At 68.3% G+C, this 18,846-nt stretch carries 10 protein-coding genes; 2 read left to right on the top strand and 8 right to left on the bottom strand.

Going from position 1 to position 18,846, the window contains the following annotated elements; genetic code table 11:
• The 3 genes from rbbA to GTZ93_RS34165 are packed head-to-tail and all read right to left on the bottom strand — an operon-like array spanning position 1 to position 5,462.
• A complete protein-coding gene (gene rbbA / locus GTZ93_RS34175; RefSeq protein WP_161663227.1) occupies positions 1–2,799 on the bottom strand; it encodes a ribosome-associated ATPase/putative transporter RbbA in 2,799 nt (932 codons plus the stop codon).
• A gap of 25 nt (positions 2,800–2,824) precedes the next feature.
• Positions 2,825–3,835, bottom strand: a complete 1,011-nt coding sequence (locus GTZ93_RS34170; RefSeq protein WP_139919641.1) for an HlyD family secretion protein — start codon at positions 3,833–3,835, stop codon at positions 2,825–2,827.
• Between the two features lie 10 nt (positions 3,836–3,845).
• Positions 3,846–5,462, bottom strand: coding sequence for an efflux transporter outer membrane subunit (locus tag GTZ93_RS34165; RefSeq protein WP_139919640.1), 1,617 nt, complete (start codon positions 5,460–5,462; stop codon positions 3,846–3,848).
• Between the two features lie 201 nt (positions 5,463–5,663).
• On the opposite strand from GTZ93_RS34165, the gene ppk2 reads away from it, so the two are divergent.
• A complete protein-coding gene (ppk2, locus tag GTZ93_RS34160; RefSeq protein WP_139919639.1) occupies positions 5,664–6,464 on the top strand; it encodes a polyphosphate kinase 2 in 801 nt (266 codons plus the stop codon).
• 49 nt (positions 6,465–6,513) lie between these two features.
• Here the strand turns inward: ppk2 and GTZ93_RS34155 are convergent, their stop codons facing one another.
• Both GTZ93_RS34155 and GTZ93_RS34150 read right to left on the bottom strand, forming a co-directional pair.
• Positions 6,514–8,583: a PQQ-dependent sugar dehydrogenase gene (locus GTZ93_RS34155; RefSeq protein WP_139919638.1), complete on the bottom strand. Its 2,070-nt coding sequence runs from the start codon at positions 8,581–8,583 to the stop codon at positions 6,514–6,516.
• A gap of 110 nt (positions 8,584–8,693) precedes the next feature.
• Positions 8,694–10,367: a serine hydrolase domain-containing protein gene (locus GTZ93_RS34150; protein WP_139919637.1), complete on the bottom strand. Its 1,674-nt coding sequence runs from the start codon at positions 10,365–10,367 to the stop codon at positions 8,694–8,696.
• A gap of 237 nt (positions 10,368–10,604) precedes the next feature.
• Between GTZ93_RS34150 and GTZ93_RS34145 the strand changes: the two genes are divergently transcribed.
• The gene (locus GTZ93_RS34145; RefSeq protein ID WP_161663226.1) at positions 10,605–11,267 is read left to right on the top strand and encodes a hypothetical protein; all 663 of its coding nucleotides are present in this window, start codon (positions 10,605–10,607) and stop codon (positions 11,265–11,267) included.
• Positions 11,268–11,287: 20 nt separating this feature from the next.
• On the opposite strand, the gene GTZ93_RS34140 is transcribed toward GTZ93_RS34145, so the two are convergent.
• The 3 genes from GTZ93_RS34140 to GTZ93_RS34130 all read right to left on the bottom strand — a co-directional run bounded on the left by GTZ93_RS34140 (position 11,288) and on the right by GTZ93_RS34130 (position 18,783).
• Positions 11,288–14,587, bottom strand: a complete 3,300-nt coding sequence (locus tag GTZ93_RS34140) for an Ig-like domain-containing protein (RefSeq protein WP_161663225.1) — start codon at positions 14,585–14,587, stop codon at positions 11,288–11,290.
• A gap of 99 nt (positions 14,588–14,686) precedes the next feature.
• The gene (locus tag GTZ93_RS34135; RefSeq protein ID WP_121778504.1) at positions 14,687–15,628 is read right to left on the bottom strand and encodes a DUF808 domain-containing protein; all 942 of its coding nucleotides are present in this window, start codon (positions 15,626–15,628) and stop codon (positions 14,687–14,689) included.
• 89 nt (positions 15,629–15,717) lie between these two features.
• Positions 15,718–18,783: a hybrid sensor histidine kinase/response regulator gene (locus GTZ93_RS34130; protein WP_139919634.1), complete on the bottom strand. Its 3,066-nt coding sequence runs from the start codon at positions 18,781–18,783 to the stop codon at positions 15,718–15,720.
• Between the last annotated feature and the right edge of the window lie 63 nt (positions 18,784–18,846).

Below are 18,846 nucleotides of genomic sequence, written 5' to 3'. Positions count from 1 at the left end.
CTACTTCTCCTGCTTTCTCAGGCCGAGGACGCTGATGGCCAGAAGGAGGGGGACGCACACGGCCAGGAAGGCGACGTCCCTCATGATGAGGCCCGCGCCCAGTCCCTTGGTGAAGGCGCCCAGGCTGGCGTGCATGTAATAGGTGGCCGGCCAGATGGAGCCGACGACCTTGGCCCCACCCTGGAGCGTGGAGACCGGCTGCAACAGGCCGGAGAACTGGATGGTCGGCACGATGGTCAGGATGGCCGTGACGAAGACGGCCGCGACCTGGCTGCCGGTGAAGGTGGACGTCACCATCCCAATGCCTGTCGTCGCCATGACGTAGAACAGCGCGCAGACCACCAACATCAGGAAGCTGCCCTTCATGGGGACGCCGAAGACGACCAGCGCCAGCGCGGTCAGGATGAAGAAGTTGGCCATGCCGATGACCACGTAGGGCAGCTGCTTTCCAAGCAGGTACTCCAGCCGCCCCGTGGGAGTGACATAGAAGTTGATGATGGACCCCAACTCCTTCTCACGCACGATGCTGACCGTCATGAGGATGGCCGGGATGAGCAGCAACAGCAGCGCCGGGACGCTCGGCACGATGGAGTAGATGCTCTTGAAGGTGGGGTTGTAGAGATAGCGCTCTTCGATGTTGGCCGTGGACTTCTGCGCGCTGGCGGAGTGGAAGCCGCTCGCGGGATCCCGGAGCATCCGGTTGTGGACCCCCTGGACGTACTGCTCCACGGTGTCTCCACGGAAGGTCATGGCGCCGTCCACCTGCGCCAGCACCTCGGGGCCGGAGCCCCGGCGGAGGTTCAGACCAAAGCGGGGCGGAATCTCCAGCACCACCGAGACGTCGTCTGACTGGAGCCGGCGGAGCGCCGCGTCCGCGGACGGGGCTGGCGGGGTCGGGGCGAAGTAGGGCTTCGCAGCGCTGAACTGTTCCAGATACGCGCGACTCTCCGGCGACTGGTCCATGTCCAGCGCGGCATAGCGGATGTTCTCGACGTCGGTCGTGATGCCGAAGCCGAAGACGAGCATCAACACCGCGGAACCGATGAAGGCGAACGCCAGCCGGACCTTGTCGCGCAGAATCTGACTGGTCTCGTTGGAGGCATACGCGAGCATCCGGCCCAGACGCAGCCGGAGTCCGGCCCGGTCCGCCCGTGGCGCGGCCGTGGGCGGGGGTGGGGGGGCTTCGGGCGCGGGGGCGGGAGTCTCGTCCTTTCCCTCGGCGCGAGCCTTCTCCGCGATGGCGTCTTCCATGTAGCCGATGAAGGCGGTCTCCAGGCTGTCCGCGTTCCGGGCCTCGATGAGCTTCTGGGGGCTGTCCGCCGCCAGCACCTTGCCCGCGTTCATGAGGGAGATGCGGTCGCAGCGCATCCCCTCGTTCATGAAGTGCGTGGTCACGAAGATGGTGACGCCCTGCTTGCGAGACAGGTCGATCAACAGCTCCCAGAAGCTGTCCCGCGCGACCGGGTCCACTCCCGACGTGGGCTCGTCCAGGATGAGGATCTGCGGCCCGTGCAGCACGGCGACGGCCAGCGAGAGCCGCTGACGCAGGCCCATGGGCAGGTCTCCGGCCAACGCCTCCAGGTGCGCGCCCAGCCCGAACCGCTCGACCAACTCCTCGATGCGCGCCTTCGCCTTGTCTGGAGGCAGGTGGTAGAGCCGGGCATGCAGGACCAGGTTCTGCTGAACGCTCAGCTCGCCGTAGAGCGAGAACGACTGCGTCATGTAGCCCAGGTTCTTGCGCACCTCCATGCTGCCTGCGTCCACGGAGCTGCCGAAGAGCTTCGCCGTGCCCTCCGTGGGAGGCAGCAGGCCGGTCAGCATCTTCATGGTCGTGGACTTGCCGCAGCCATTGGAGCCCAGGAAGCCGAAGATTTCACCGCGCTCGATGGACAGGGTGACGTGGTCGACGGCGGTGAAGGTCCCGAAGCGGCGGGTCAGCCCGTGGGCCTCGATGGCCAGCTCCGCGTTGCCCGGCGCACGTGGCGGGATGGTGATCTCCTTGTGGCCCCGGCGCTTCTCCTCGGGCAGCAGCGCGATGAAGCACTTCTCCAGGTCCTGGGTGCCTGTGCGCTCCATCAGCTCCGCGGGAGTCCCCGTCGCCAGCACGCGGCCCGCGTCCATGGCCACGATCCAATCCCACTGCTGCGCCTCGTCCATGTACGCCGTGGAGATGATGACGCTCATGCCGGGGCGCCCGGCGCGAATCTCGTCGATGAGGGTCCAGAACTGCCGACGGGAGAGCGGATCCACGCCGGTGGTGGGCTCATCGAGGATGAGCAGGTCCGGGTCGTGCACCAGCGCGCCGCACAGCCCCACCTTCTGCTTCATGCCGCCGGAGAGCTTGCCGGCGGGGCGCTCCGCGAACTTTCCCAACCCGGTGGCCGCGAGCAGCTCCGGGACGCGCACCTTTCGCTCCTCGGGGGACAGCCCGAAGAGCCGGGCCATGAAGTCCACGTTGTCGTAGACGCTGAGCTCCAGGTAGAGGTTCTTGCCCAGGCCCTGGGGCATGTACGCGATGCGCGGGCCCACGTCGCGCCGGTGCCGGGCGTCCGCGATGTCCCCGTCCAGAACCATCACGCGCCCCTGCTGCATCTTCTTGGCGCCCGCCACCAGGGCCATCAGCGTGGACTTGCCCACGCCGTCAGGCCCCACGATGCCCACCCGGATGCCGCTGGGGACGTCGAGCGAGATGCCGTCGAGCGCGACGGCCTTGCCGTAGCGGTGGGTCACGTCCTGGATGGAGACCACGAGCCGGCTGCTGGAGCCGGCTGGCGACCCTGGAGACGCGGATGAGACCATGGCCAGGCCCTCCCTTGTCGCCGGGTTAGTGGGGTTCGGATTCCGCGGTGACGACGTTCTGCAGCCGGGAAGGCCACGCGGCCTCAGGGTCCACCTTCACGTAGCCGACGCCGCGAATGCCGGTCTTGATGCGCTCGACGTAGCGGCTGGCCAGCTCCCGGGGGACCTGGAGCTTCAAGCGGAACACCAGCTTCTCCCGCTCGCTCTTCGTCTCCACCTGCTTGGGCGTGAACTGCGCTTCGGGTGACACGAAGGACACGTAGCCAGGGATTGAACGGTCCGGCTCGAAGTCGACGGTGAGGCGCGCCTCGGAGCCAATCTTCACGCGGGCGGCCTCGCTCGCGGGCAGGAAGATCTCCATGAAGACGTCCTCCAGGTTCACGAGCGTCAGAGCCGGTCCGCCGGGCGACAGCACCTCGCCGGGTTCGGCGAGGCGGTAGAGGACGCGGCCCGTCACCGGGGACTTGAGCGTCGCGTCGGCGATGCGCGTCTGAATCGTCGCCGCGTTGGCTCGCGCGACTTCAATCTCCTCCCGCGAGGTCTTCAGCGTGGCCTCGGCTTCCGCCAGGCTGGCCCGGGTGGTCTCCAACTGGCTCGCCCGGACGTCCACGTCCCGCTGCGAGCCGGCGCCTTGCGCCACCAGCCTCCGGGAGCGCTCGGCCTCGATGGTGGCGAGCTGAATCTCACTCTTCTGCTTGACGATGCCCGCCTCGGCCACCGCCAGCTTCTCCTGCGTGGCCGCGACGTTCGCGTTGGCCTCCGCCAGGCTGGACTCCAGCGTGGTGGTGTCCAGGCGCACCAGCACCTGACCCGGCTTGACGAGGTCACCTTCGTTGACGAGGACCTCCCGCACCCGCAGGGGCTCCTTCGCGGAGACATCCGCCAGCTTCGACTCGATGCGACCGTTGCCCGAGACGATGCCCTCCGGCAGCGCGGATTTCTTCCCCTTCCAATACTTGAAGCCGATGAACGCGATGATCGCGAGGGCGACCAGCCCAATGACCCACTTGTATTTCCCTTTCGGCTTCCAGGGCATGGCGGACTCTCTATGGCTTGACGGGTTGCGAGACCGTCTTGGTTTCTTGCGTCCGCGGCTTGGACAGCATGTCGCCCCAGTGGGTCCGCTGCTCCATCTCCGCCTGCATCGGCTCTGGCACGATGGGCTGGTCGCGGCGGACCTCCCAGCCTCCGCCCAGCGCCTTGTAGAGGGCGACCAGGTTCGTGGCGATGGAGGAGCTCGTCTGGGCCAGGTTGTTCTGCTGTTCCAGGAGCGACCGTTGCGCGTCCAGCACGCGCTGATAATCCACGGCGCCTTCGCGGTACTGCACCAACGCGAGCTCCACCGACCGCTGCGCGGACTTCACCGCGGCCTGCTGGAAGGTCATGGCCTGCTGGGCGTGGATGAACCCCGTCAGGGCGTCCGCCACCTCCTGGGCCGCCTTGAGCACCGTGTGGCGGTAGTTGACGAGCAATTGCTGGAACCGCGCGTCCTCGACCCGCACCCCGTTCTTCAGGCGGCCGTAGTTCAGGAAGGGAAAGACGATCCGGGGGCCCACGGAATAGAAGAGGCTGCCCAGGGAGAAGAGATTGCCGGAGGCCGCGGCGCTGGTGCTCGCCTGGAGCCCGACTGACCCGAAGAGGGAGAAGCTCGGGTAGAGCTCCGCCTCGGCGATGCCGATCCGGGCGCACTGCGCGGCGGCATACAACTCAGCGCTGCGGACATCCGGGCGTCGCCGCAGGATTTCAGCCGGCATGCCGAGGGCCACTGTCGCGGGCGCCACCGGAATCTGCTTGGGGCCCGCGAGCAGCGCCTCCACCTCGCCCGTGGGCTGGCCCAGGAGCGTGCTCATGGCGTTGCGAGCCTGCTCCAGTCCGGCTTCCAGCTGGGGGATGGTGGCCCGGGTGCTCTCCAGCAGGGTTGAGGCCTGCGTCACATCCAGCTCCGAGGTGACGCCGTTGCTGAAGCGCGACTCGGCGATCCGGTAACCCTCCTCCTGGATCCGCACGTTCTCCCGCGCCTGTTCGATGAGCACCTCGTACGTGCGGACCAGGACATAGGTGCGCGCGACCTCCGCGGTGAGCGAGACGAGCGAGGACTGGTAGTCCGCCACCGACCCGAGCAGGCCCGCGGCCCCCGCCTCCACGCCCCGCCGGTACTTGCCCCAGAAGTCCACCTCCCACAGCGCGTCGAAGCCCAGCTGGTACTCCAGGAAGTGACGGTCGATGGAGCCCAGGTTCTGCAAGTTGATGGGGTTGGCCGCGGCGGAGTTCTCACTGCGCCCCACCGCGGCGCCGCTGGCGGAGAGGGCCTGGACCTGCGGATACTGCCGGCCGGTGAGGATGGCCAGCTGGGCGCGCGCCTCGACGATTCGCAGCCCCGAAATCTGCAGCGGCAGGTTCTGCCTGGCGGCGAGCTCGACGAGCCGGTCCAGCGAGGGATCGCCAAACGACTTCCACCATTGGGTGTCGACCGCGGCCTGTGTCGACAGGCGCGGGTCGCCCTGGGTGCGCCACTCCTTCGCGACCGCGGCCTCGGGCTTCTTGAAGTCGGGGCCGACCGCGCATCCGGAGAGCGCGGCGAGGACGCCGAGCAGCGGCACGGTGCCGACGAAGGGTGCGAGTCCCGGCTTCATCCCCTGCATGGCGCTGGCCGTCCCCCGCATTCGCGACACCTCGATGGGTGGGCAGAATCCGCACGGGGGGATGCGCGCGGAAGTACGAGCCGGGCGAATGCCCCAGGGGGCAGTCCTCGATGTCTACCGGTTCATGCCAGACACGGACCCGGGGGCGGCGTGGCTGTCATCCGCCGTACCGTGCGCACGTCTGACATTGCGCGTGCCCGGGGGCCGCACAACCCTATGTCCATGGCACAGGACACCCCAAAAGAGCCCCTGAAGCGCAAGGCCTATACCAAGGAGCTCCGCAAGCTCCAATCCCAGCTATGCCAGCTTCAGGAATGGGTCCAGCAAACGCAGATGCGGGTCATCGTGGTGTTCGAAGGCAGGGATGCGGCGGGGAAGGGCGGAACGATTCGCGCCATCACCGAACGGGTGAGTCCCCGGGTGTTTCGCGTGGTGGCGCTCCCGGCGCCTTCGAGCCGGGAGAAGACCCAGATGTACCTGCAGCGGTACGTGCCGCATTTCCCGGCCGGGGGCGAGATCGTGATCTTCGACCGCAGCTGGTACAACCGGGCCGGCGTCGAGCCCGTGATGGGCTTCTGCACGCCTGAAGAGCACGAGCGCTTCCTGATGGGCTGCCCTGTCTTCGAGCAGTACATGGTCGACAGCGGAATCCTCCTGCTGAAGATCTGGCTGGAGGTCGGCAAGGAGGAACAGGCGCGGCGGTTCGCGGCGCGGATCGACGACCCCCTGCGGCAGTGGAAGCTCAGCCCCATGGACATCAAGTCCTGGAAGCGCTGGTACGACTACTCCAAGGCGAGGGACCAGATGCTGGCCGCGACGGACACGCCCTTCGCGCCCTGGCACATCCTGCGGTCCGACAACAAGAAGAAGGCGCGGCTCAACTGCATCCGCTTTCTGCTGGAGAAGATTCCGTACGAGAAGGTGAAGCGCGCCAAGGTGAAGCTGCCCCCGCGCTCCAAGCAGGGCGAGTACGACGACGGCGCTTCGCTCAAGGGGCGGAACTTCATCCCCGAGCGGTACTGAGCGCCGTGACGAGCTGTGCCCTCGTCACGGCGCGGCGGTGCCCTGCTCGCTACTGACCCAGCACGACGCGGAAGATCCGCTCGTTGCTGTTGTCGGGGATGCTGTCCTTGTCACCCTGGTTGGTGGTGGTCATCCAGAGGTTGCCGTCCGGAGTCGGCTCCACGGTGCGCAGCCGGCCGTAGGTGCCGACGAAGAACTGCTGCACGTTGGTCAGGTTGGTGCCGCTGATGACCTCGCGGTAGAGGCGCGTGCCGCGGGCGCAGGCCACGTAGAGGACGTCGCGCACCACCGCGATGCCGGAGCACGAACCGTCCGCCGTGGGGTAGGTCTGCTTCGGCGCGATGTACCCGGCCGTCGCGCAGCCCGAACCGCCCTGGGACACCGTGCCCTCGCAGTTGGGCCAGCCGTAGTTGCCGCCCTTCTGGATGAGGTTGGTCTCGTCCATCACGGAGTTGCCGAACTCCTGCTCCCACAGCCGGCCCTGCGAGTCGAACGCCAGTCCCTGCGGGTTGCGGTGGCCGTAGCTCCACACATAGTTGCCGAAGGGGTTGTCGGACGGGACGGTGCCGTCCGCGTTGAGGCGCAGCACCTTGCCGGCCAGGTTGTTGAGGTCCTGCGCGTAGGCGCCGTTCTGGGCATCCCCCGTGGACGCGTAGAGCTTCCCGTCCGGGCCAAAGCGCAGCCGCCCTCCGTTGTGGAACTTGTTGCGGCCAATGCCCTGGAGCAGCACCTGGAGCGACGCGGTGTTGAGGGCGCCGTTCTCATACCGCAGCCGCACGATGCGGTTGTCGGTGGGGGAGGTGTGCATCACGTACAGCCAGCGGTCGGTGGAGAAGTTGGGGGAAAGCGCCAGCCCCATCAGGCCGCCCTCGCCGTCGGTGCTCTGCACGTTGGGGACGGTGCCCACGGACGTCTTCTGTCCCGTCGCCGGGTCCAGGCGAACGATGTTCTGCGCGTCGCGGCGGCCGTAGAGCACCGTGCCGTCCGGCAGGTTCACCAGGCCCCACGGGATGTCCGTGTCGGTGGCGACCTGGATGACGGAGCAGACGGCGTTCGCGCAGGCCTGGCCGGTGGTGACCGTCACGGACGCGCTCTGGGCGGACGCATTGGCCTGGGCGTCGCGGGCGAGCACGGCGTAGGTGTAGGCCGTGTTCGCGGACAGGCCGCTGTCGACGAAGGTCGTCCCCGGCGGAGAGCCGGCCACCGAGCCAATCTGCACGCCTCCCCGGAACACGTCATACGCGCGCACGCCCACGTTGTCGGTGGACGCGGTCCAGTTCACCGTCACGCTGGTGCCGGACGCGGCGGCGGTGACGCCGGTCGGGATGCTGGGAGCCTGGGTGTCCGCCTGGCATTGCGGCGGGGTGATGGAGAGCGTGGCGCTGCCCTGGGAGACATTGCCCACCGCGTCCCGCGCATTCACATACAGGCCCCAGGTCACGCCGGGGACCACGGTCAGCCCGGTGGACACCGTGGCGCCGGAGACGGACTTCATCAGCTGGCCGTCATGGTAGACGTCGTAGAAGGCGACACCCTGGTTGTCCGTGGACGGCGACCAGGACAGCGTGGCCGAGTTGCACGTCACGTTGGACAGCGCGAGCCCGGTGGGCACGGTGGGCGCCTGGGTGTCGGCCGGCAGCGACCACTGCTGGTTCGTCTGCGCGTTGCAGGTCCAGACGATGACCTTCGAGCTGTTGGCGGTGGCCTGACCGGACACGTCCAGGCACAGCGAGGTCGCCGTGTGGATCACCGCGCCGGCGGTGTTGCGGACCCACCGCTGGTTCGCCGTTCCATTGCAGGCGGCGATGACGGCCCGGGCCCCGGAGCTGGAGGTCTCCGGCTGGACGCACCACGAGCCACCGAACGCGCGCAGCTCGCCTTCCGGCGTGAAGAGGAACCGCTGGTTGTCCTGGCTGTGGCAGTCATAGATGTGGAGCTCCTGCCCAGCGGTCTGGCTGTTCTGCGCCACGTCGAGGCAGCGGCCGGACTGCGTGCTGACGAGCCGCGAGCCGGCGACCACCGCGGCGGTCTGTGTCTGGAGTTCGGGGTCGTTCTCCGGCTTTTCTCCACAAGCAGTGACGGTGACCAGGACTCCGGCCAGTAGGTGACGAACATTCATTGAGGCGCTCCTTGGCATTCCGCCTCTTTCACGGAATCCATGAAAGGCCTCAAGTGAACTCTCTGGCACTCGTCGGCTGATGTTGAGCGGCTATCAACACGCCCCCAGGTTCAATTGCCTGCCGTCGAAGCCGCTCTCACCGCCTCCGCTCTCTCGAGCCGCTCCGCGCGGAACCTGCGCAGGCGGCGGTTGCTGATGGTCAACCCGTTGATTCCTCCGGAGGCCGCCCGCGTGAACGTGACCGTGCCGAGCGAGCCGACGAAGTGGTCATCGCCGATCGCATCCAGCACCACCTCGTCCCGGCGGGGCCAGCGGAGGGCCAGCTTCCCGTCCACGACGCGCACCGTGTAGGTCATGTCGACCTCCTCACTGCGGTACTGCCCCGCGAACGTCGCCAACGCCGTGGCTGTGGGCTTCGGCGCGGTCACGCGGATGAAGGGTCTTGTCGTCGGCCAGAAGTCCCGGATGCTCAGCTCGCGCGGGCCCGAGAAACGCCAGACATGCGTCGACTCGCCTGGACGGAACGCGCCATCGCCCATGGGCACGAAGGCCTTGGGCACGCCCACCTGGCGCAGCGCTCCGTCCTTGAACTCCAGGCGCACCACTTCATCCGTCAGGGGGCTCCAGTAGTCGCCGGCCAGTGCCGACAGCTCCGTCTCCGCCACCTTCACCGCGGGCGGCACTTCGTCCTTCATGTGCGCGCCCAGGTACACGTCGGCGACCTTCCGTGCGAGCTCCCCCGCGTCGATGTTTCCGCTGTTGCAGAGCGTGACGATGGCGACCCGCTGCGCTGGAAAGAGGAGGGACTCCGTGCGGTAGCCGCCGTCCATGCCGTCGTGACTCACCATGTCCAGGCCGCGATACCCCGCCAACCGGAGTCCGCCGCCGTAGCCCGTCTCGGTGCCGTCGTTCAACCTGCCGGAGGTCCGCACCAACGCGACCAGCGCCTGCCCACCGACGCGTGCGTCGAGCAGGTTCTGCTGCCACTTCAGCAGGTCGCCAATCGTGGAGTACAGGTTGCCCGCGCCGTAATGGTCGGCATGGGAGTCGCTGAGGCGCCAGCCACCGCCATCGCGGGAGGTGTAGCCCCAGGCTCGCCGGGAAAAGAGCTCGGTGTGGTCCTCGCGGAAGCGGGTGTCGGTCATGCCGAGAGGCTTGAAGATGCGCTCGTCGGCGAACGCTCGCAGCGGCTGACCGGAGACGCGCCGCACCACGAGCGCGAGCAACGTGTAGGCGGCATTGCCATACAGGACCTCCGTGCCCGGTTCGAAGTTCACGCCGCGTTGCCGGCTCAGCGCCCAGAGGACGTCTGCTTCGGTGGACACGTCATCACCGCGCCAGCCCGCCAGGCTCAGCAACTGTCCCTGCTCACGCAGTCCGTTGGTGTGATGCATCAGGTGCGCGAGCGTGATGGTCTTTCCATACGCGGGCAGCTCCGGCACGTACTTGCGGATGTCGTCGTCCATCGAGAGCTTGCCCTCCTGCGCCAGCATCCCAATCGAGAAGGCAGTGAACTGCTTGGAGATGGAGGCGATGGAGAAGACCGAACGCGGCGTGACCGGCGCGTCGTGCTCCAGGTCCGCCATGCCGTAGCCTCGCGCGTAGTCCAGCACGCCGTCGCGTGAGATGCCCACGGCGCAGCCGGGCTGGGTCTTGCTGCTCCACTGCGAGAAGAGGGCATCCACCTGCTTGTGGCGGCCCCTGGGCAGCGTGTCCGCGGCCAGGGCGGGGGCCCACGTGAGCGCGACGAACAGGAACGACGACACGAGCAGCTTGCGCGGCATGGAGCGATTCCAGGGCAAGAGGTGAACGAGGGCACCCTGCCTGTGCTGACGCCACGCTGGGGGAGTGTTCAGCCGGTGGTGCCCGGCACGCGGTGAACGGGCACCCCCGTGCGGCGAACGGGTCACCCGTCAGTGCATGCTTTGTCAGCCGCGCCTCCCACGCGGCTTCGAGTCATGCAATCATGGCATTGCATTGTCAGTCACTGCCGCATCCACCCACGTCCGCCGAACCCTGACATGACCGCTCATCCTCTTCTGGCTTCGTTGTTGTTATCCCTCCTGCTGTGGGGTGTACCGGCGGCGGCGCAGGATCCGTCTCCCGGGGCCGGTTTCGCGGTGGGCGCGCGGGCGGCGTATGGCATTCCCCTGGGGAAGGCCTTCAATGACGTCGAGCTGTCAAACCAGGTGGGCAACTCCGTGGCCTTCCAGGTGGACGTCGCCTACTTCCTGAGCCAGCGGCTCTCCCTGGGTGCTTATTTCCAGTACGGCTTCGCGGAAGGGCTCGCGGGCGTCGTGGACAACGCGACCTCGGCCCGGGTCCTGCGGTTCGGCTTCGACGTGGATTACCACTTCGCGCCGGAGAAGTTCGTGGCCCCCTGGGTGGGCGTGGGGCTGGGGTATGAGCTTGTCGCCGTGCACGACGCCTTCATGGAGACGGAGGATTCGCGTCCCTCGTCGGAGTACAAGGGGCTAGAACTGGGGCACGCCCACTTCGGCGTGGACTTCCAACTCACGAACTTCCTCGCGGTGGGCCCCTACGTCACGGCGACGTTGGGGCAGTACTCGAAGTTCGCCGCGCGGGCTGGGGACATCCTGGATGTGGAGGGGGACATCCCCAGCGACGACAGGTCCTTTCACTTCTGGGTTCAGCCTGGCGTCCGGGTGCAGTTCCGGCTGTAGGGCTGGGCTGCACCGTCAGCTTACGGGTGGCAGGTCCGGTATTGCGCCACGGTGGAGGAGGTGCTTACCGAGCAATACAGTGACTTGCTGGACGTGTTTCCCCATTTGTCCTTGGCGGTGGCGACGAACGGCAAGTCCGACTGGATGGAGCCGGTGCCCGGGATGTTCCACCACGCGGACCAGGGCGCCTGGGTGAGCGTGACGGAGAAGGCGGGTACCAGGACCTGCGCGAGGGTGATGGACTGGATGCCGCGAGGGTCGCTCGCGGGCTCCGCGGAGATGAGGTAGGAGCGGCCCGAGCCGTAGAGCGTGAGGTTGATGGTGGGCCCCGTGTTGTCCGCCGTCACCGTACGGGTCTCCGGCGAGCTGGAGACGCCGTTGATGTCCGTGCATTGGAACAGCAGCGAGTAGTCACCGTCCGCGCGGCCCGTGGTGTCGACCACGAACTCATAGGGCGCGGTGGTGTCCGTCTGGATGACGACGCCCCCCTCGCGCAGCTCCACGTGGTGCACGCCCTCCGTGTCCGTGCACTGCACGGTGAACTTCGGCTTCTTCGGCAGGGTGTCGTCCCGGGTGATGCCCGTGATGACCGGCGGGGTGAGGTCCTTGATGAACGCTGTCTGGAAGTTCGCCGTGTTGCCGCACAGGTCGCGCACGACGGCCTGGAACGTGTGAGTCCCCGCGGCCATCGACTCCCCGAACTCCAGCACGTAGGACGGGGTCGTGGGCTGCGCCACCAGCGTCCCGTCCACATACAGCGCATACGGATACTCGACGCCACAGCCATCCGTCGCGCCGACGGTCAGCCGCACCAGCGAGCCCGGCTGCGTCTTGGCGAAGGTCACCGCCGGGGGCGTGGTGTCGAGCGGGGCCGCCCTGGACGTGGTCGCCTTGTTGCCGAAGGCATCCGTCACCTCCACGGTGAGGTTGTGCGCCAGCGGATCCAGGGGCGTGTAGCTGGCCTGGTACGTCGTGGCCTCGTTCGTGCGCGTGGCGAAGACAAAGCCGTCCACCTTGAAGTCCACCCGCGCCACCGCGGAGCTGTCCGTCACCGAGACATTCACCGTGAACGGCGACTCGGTCCCCGCACCCACCGTCATCGTCAAGACGGGCGGCGTGTTGTCCGCCTTCAGGGCGAAGTGCTGGACGGTGGCGTTCATGTACGTGTCGTAGACCCGGATGAACACGTCATGATTGCCATCCGTCCAGGTGGAGGTGTCGAACTCCTGCTCGTAGGGGGGCACGAAGATGCCGTACAGGAGCTGGCCGTCGACGCCGAAGTCCACGGTGAGGATTCCGGAGGCGTCGCTCGGGGTGACGGAGTAGCGGGGCTGCTTCGGTGAACCGGAGCGGAGGACGGAGAAGGTGGGCGCCTGCTTGTCCATCGCGACCGTCACAGTCCTCGTGGCCAGGTTGCCCCAGAAGTCCCAGGCCTCCAGCCGGATGGTGTGATTGCCATGGGCCAGCGCGGCGCCCGGGAGGAGCTGCTCGAACTGCCAGCCGGACAGCGTCTTGATCTGCGCGCCGCCGTCCACCACCAGCCGCGGCGCGGTGCTGTACTGGTCCGGGATCTCGGCGTCGGTGATGGTGCCAGTGCATTCGATGTCCTGGTTCACCTGCCGGCAGCTCAGCGTCGTCTGCGGCGGCACCGAGTCCGGCGCGTAGCCGACGTTGACGGCCGCGAACGCGCGCGCCACGGTCTTCATCCGGTTGCCGTTCAGCACGCCGTCCCGCGCGGTCGCCGCCGCGAGCGCCGCCTGGCGGGCCTGCAGGTAGTCCGAATCCAACGGCATCAACTGCACCGCCAGCCCCCAGATGCGCAGCGCTTCCGCGGGGCCCAGGCCGCTGAACCCCTCGGGCACCAGCCAGCAGTGCCACGGGCTCGTGGTCTGCGCGCTGCAACCATAGGCCAGCAGCAGGAACATCCGGCTCAGGGGGCCCCCGGAGTAGTGCTCGTCCGCCTGACCGATGGAGTCGAACCACTCCGGATACTGGGGCGCCAGGAGGCTGCGGGACGTGGTGCCCGTCTCCTCGCCCAGGGTGAGGTTCGAGGGCTTCACCGCCACCCCATCGATGTTCGTCGACGTGGACGACACCCGCTTCGCGTCGCGCAGCAGCTCGGTGACGAAGCCGAAGATGTCCCCCGTGCCCTCGTTCAGCCCGGCCCGCTCCGAATGCTCCGTTGGGACATTCGAGGGGTCGCCCGCCAGCTCACGGCCGAAGAAGTCATGGGCCATCTCGTGGGCCACGATGTCTGTGGTCGTGAGCGAGGTCTTGGCGTTTTCGCTGAGGGAGCGGTAGCCGAACCGGAGCGTCGGATTGCGCAGTCCGGGGAGATAGAAGGCGTTCTCTGCGTTGGCGTGCACCTGGACGTCGAAGGGTGTGCCGTCCCCCGTCGGGCCCGCGCGCCCCAGGAACGTCTCGTAGACGGACCACGCCAGGCCCACGGCGTGGTAGGCGTCCACCGCCGCGGTCTCCCCGTTGGTTCCGAGCGTGCCTCCTCCGCTGTAGCGGAGCCCGTCACCCAGGATCAGGTCCGGGGTGTAATAGAGCTGCCAGGTGCCGCCCCGCCCCTGCGGGACAAAGGCGTAATAGTCATTGTTGTACACGTCCCGCAGCCGGGTGGCCCCGCCAAAGGTTTCGGAGAACACGGACATGTTGACCGCTCCCGCGAAGTAACCCGTGCCCCGGGCCTTCTTGAACGTCCCCTGCACGCCCATGTGTTCGAGCGGATCCAGGCGCAGCACCTCTCCGCTGCGTGCATCCACCTGCGCGCTCCAGCGCCTCGACACGTCCCCGTCCGCGCCGAGCTTGAGCAGGTAGATGAGCCGGAGGCCCGTCACCACCCGCTCGAAGTCCTCGGCGTTCCGGGGACCGGCGAAGCGCGGGGCGGCCACGTCCTTCCGGAGCTGGCGCACCTCCGTGGGCAGGAGCACGAGCCGCGCGGACTCCACCTTCGCGGTGGCGTCCTTCAGGGCCGCGAGCGCGGCGTCCCGGGCCTGGGCTTCCGTGAGCCGGGCCTCCGTCTCCACCGCACCCGTGGGCTGGAACCGGGCGTTGGAGAAGAAGGTCTGGCCCAGCGCTGACTTCGCTTCCAGGCCCCAGACCGGCACGCCCCGGAAGTGGAGCGTCTGCCGCCCCCCCTTCGCATCCGGTATCAGTGCGACATCCCGGAGGTCGAAGCCGCGCTCCGCGACCAGTTGCTCGGCCCGCGTCCGGGCCTGGGCCTGCGCGGGCTCCGGAGCGTCTTCCGACGACGTGGGACCACAGCTGAGACACAACAAAACAAGGCTGCCCCGCAGCCAGGAACGCATTTGCATGGAACTCCCCCTCTGCTGGACTCGTGAAGACATCCAACACCTGTGATTGCACGAATTACTGCTTTCATGCAATCCCACCCATGGCGAGGGGGGACCTGGCTACTTCTTGGCGCCGCGACCCTTGAACACCTTCTGACCCAGGGTGAAGAGCACCACCAGCAGGGCGCCAGCGCCCAGGCCCACGGCGGCGTTGAGCAGCATGGGGGTGAGCCCGCCCAGGACGCTGCCCACGCCCGGGACGCGCCCGGCCCACGCGGTGAGGGACTCCTCCGCGTGGTGCAGTCCGGAGATGCCGTGCACGAGGATGCCGCCGCCCACCAGGAACATGGCCGCGGTGCCCGCCACGGAGAGGAACTTCATCAGCCACGGCGCCGCGCGGAGGATTCCCCTGCCCAGGCCCTGCGCGAAGCCACTGCCCTTGCGGCTGAGGTACAGGCCCGCGTCGTCCAGCTTCACGATGCCCGCCACCAGCCCGTACACGCCCACCGTCATGATGAGGGCAATGCCCACCATCACCGAGACGCGGGTGGCGAAGTCCGCCGTCGCCACGGTGCCCAGCGTGATGGCGATGATCTCCGCGGAGAGGATGAAGTCCGTGCGCACCGCGCCCTTGATCTTGTCCTTCTCCAGGGCCACCCGGTCCAGGTTCGGGTCCTCCAGCGTCTTGCGCAGCTCGGCGTTGTGCGCCTCGTCCTCTTCCTTGCCGTGCAGGAGCTTGTGCGCCAGCTTCTCCGCGCCCTCGAAGCAGAGGAAGGCGCCGCCCACCATCAGGAGCGGCGTCACCAGCCAGGGCGCCAGCGCGCTGATGGCCAGCGCGGCCGGCACCAGGATGGCCTTGTTGACCAGCGAGCCCTTCGCCACCGCCCACACCACGGGCAGCTCGCGGTCCGCGTTCACGCCCGTCACCTGCTGCGCGTTGAGCGCCAGGTCGTCTCCCAGCACACCCGCGGTCTTCTTCGCCGCCACCTTCGTCAGGATGGAGACGTCATCCAGGATGGTGGCGATGTCGTCGATGAGCGCAATCAGGCTGCTGCCTGCCATGGATGTCTTCCGGGCTGGGGGGTGGGGACGTCACCCTGCTTCAGCGCGGATTAGCACAGCTGGACGAGCCGTGCTCCAGCGATGGCGGGTCACCCTCCCGGGTTCAGCTCCAACGGCAACACCGCGGTGAAGGTGGCGCCGCCGCCCTTCGTGGGCTCCAGGTGGATGCTCCCTCCGTGGGCCTCCGCGATGTGGCGGGCCATCCACAGCCCCAGCCCGAAGCCGCCGTGGTGCTGGGGAGGGACGGCGCGCTCGAAGCGCCCGAAGACGCGCTCCTGGTCCTCCGGCCCGATGCCCGCGCCATGGTCCCGCACCGCCAGGCTCACCCGGCCCTCCGCGCGCGCCACGGTGACCTCCACGGGCTTGCCCGGCCCGAACTTGAGGGCGTTGTCCACGAGGCTGTCCAGGAGCTGCTCCAGCCTCGCGCCGTCATAGCTCCCCACCACCGGCAGGGGCGCCTCCAGGGTGAGGACGCAGTCCGCGCGCAGGGCCTTCTCCCGCGACCGCGCCACGACCGTGGCCGCGAGCTCCGCCAGGTCGACCTCCCGACGTGAGAGGTCCAGCGGTCCGGTGACGAACTCCGACACGTCGACCAGCTGCTCCACCAGGCGCGCCAGGCGCTGGAGGTGCTTCTGCGTCGTCCGCGCCTTGAGCCGTGTGGCTTCCAGGTTCGCGTCCGGAGCCTCGCTGTCCAGGCCTCGCACCAGGGACTGGATGCTGAGCGACAGGGCGCTCACGGGCGTGCGCAGCTCGTGGCTGGCGAGCCGCAGGAAGTCGTCCCGCGTCCGCACGGACTCGCGCAGCGAATCCTTCTCCACCTCGTTGCGGACCACCTCCCGGCGCACGCGGGCCATGTCCAGCTGGGTGCGCACCCGCACCAGCAGCTCGCGCGCGGAGAAGGGCTTCACCAGGTAGTCATCCGCGCCGCTTCGCAGGCCCTCCACCGTGGCTTCATCGCCCGCCCGCGCGGACAGCAGGATGATGGGGATGGCGCGCGTGCGTTCGTCGGCGCGCAGCTCCCGCACCAGGCCAAAGCCATCCAGCACCGGCATCATCACGTCGGAGAGGATGAGGTCCGGCGGCCGGACGCGCGCCTGCTCCAGCGCCTCCTGACCGTTCCTGGCGGCCTCCACGTGCGGGAAGACGTGCTTGAGCAGACCCGTGACGTAGGCGCGCAGATCGGCGTTGTCGTCCACCAGGAGGATGCGGGACCGCGCGAGCTCCGCGGAGACCTCTGGCGAGAGCGACGCGGCCGCGGGTGGCGCCTCGAAGTCCGTGGCGCTGACGTCCATGGACCAGCGGCGCGCCTCCTCCACGAAGGGGATGGCGCCCGTGGGGACCGGCCCTGGCCGGAAGGTTCGCTCGACGCGCTCCGGGGGCAGGTGCTCCGTCCCCCGCGCCAGCCGCAGGGTGAAGGTGGTGCCCTTTCCCAGCTGGCTCGTCACCGCGACGCTGCCTCCATGCAGCTTCATCAGCTCCTGCACCAGCGCGAGTCCGATGCCCGTCCCCTCGTGGCTGCGGCCCTGGGTGACGCGGACGCGGTAGAAGCGCTCGAAGACGCGCGGGAGCTCTTCCTCGGGGATGCCCACCCCCGTGTCCTCCACGCGAAGGACGGCCTGCGCGTCCTCCCACTGAAGGCGCACGCGGATCTCCCCGTGGTAGGTGTATTTCACCGCGTTGGAGATGAGGTTGAGGACAACCTTCTCCCACATCTCCGGGTCGACGTAGAGCGGCTCGGGCAGGGGCGGACAGTCCACCACCAGCCGCAGGCCCGCGCTCTCCACCGCGGACTGGAAGGCGCTCGCGAGGTTCGTGGTGAAGACAGACAGGTCCACGGGCACGTAGCGGGCCTGGGCCCTTCCCGCCTCCATCCGGGAGAAGTCGAGCAGGGTGTTGACCATCTTGTAGAGCCGCAAGGCATTGCGGCGCACCAGCTCCAGCGGCTCTCCCTCCAACGACTTCGGCGTCCTCGCCAGCGCGTCCTCGATGGGGCCGAGGATGAGCGTGAGCGGTGTCCGGAACTCGTGGCTGACATTGCTGAAGAACGCTGTCTTGGCCGCGTCCAGCCGGGCCAGCTCCTCCGCCCGCTGCTTCTCCTGCTCATAGGCGCGGGCGCTGGCGATGCTGGCGCTGAGCTGCCGCGCCAGCAGCTGCAGGAAGCCGCGGTACTCGTCGTCCAGCGCGCGCAGGGGGCTCAGGCCGGCCACGAGCACCGCCGTGGTCTCCGTCTCCACGCCCATGGACACCGGGAGGACGAGCGCTCGCGTCGTGGGCTCGGGCCAGGGCCCGCCGGGAAGGGGCCCGAAGCGCTGGAGCAGGTCCTCGAGCAGGACCTCCTGCCCCCACTGCGTGACGCTTGAGAGCGGCCAGGAGGACGACGTGTCGTCCAGCGCCAACGCGACGGGCGAGGCAGCTCCCCCACGCTCCAGGCCCGCGCAGCTGACCAGGCGTGTCTGCTCCGCCTTGACGACGTAGAGCAGCGCGAAGGGCACGTCGTACGCCGCCTGCGACAGCACCTCCTCCAGCGAGCGGAAGATGTCCTCGACCTTCTTGTCCAGGGACATCCGGATGGACAGCTCCCGGAGGATTCCCAGCCGGCGGTCACCCACCACCTGCCGGGTCGTCTCACTCGCGATGGCGAAGAGGCCGGCAATCTCTCCCGACTCGCCGATGGTCGGATTGTAGGACCAGGTGAAGTAGGACTCCTCGCGCAGGCCACCGGGACGGCGCGCGAAGTTGACGTTCCCGTCTTCGATGTAGATGGGTTCGCCCGTGTCCTGGGCGCGCTTCATCAGCGGCCCCAGCTGTGCCCACTCCTCGACGAGCGCCTCGTTTCCTCGCGCGCCCAGCGTCTGGGGATGCTTCGCCCCCAGGATGGGCCGGAACGGGTCGTTGTAGAGCATGCGCAGCTCGGGACCCCAGAAGAGGATGATGGGGTAGGGCGAGCGCAGCATCGTGCTGACGGAGGTCCGCAGGGACTGGGGCCAGTGCTCGAGCGGGCCGAGCGAATTGCTGGACCAGTCATGCGCCCGCATCAGGGCGCCCATCTCTCCGCCGTGCTGGATGAAGGCCTCCTCCCGGCCCTCGCGGTGAGGGGTGTCCTTCACCTCGGAGTCGCTGGGAGCTGGCGCGCGCGAGTAGGTCGAGGAGCTCATCGAGCGCGTTCGTTATCACGCGGCTCCGTGGCCGGGCGGAGCGTGTGGGAGGAAGGTTGACCC

Origin of the sequence: Corallococcus exiguus (assembly GCF_009909105.1) — a bacterium.
Lineage (GTDB): Bacteria > Myxococcota > Myxococcia > Myxococcales > Myxococcaceae > Corallococcus > Corallococcus exiguus.
This window is presented reverse-complemented; position numbering and strand designations above follow the sequence as displayed.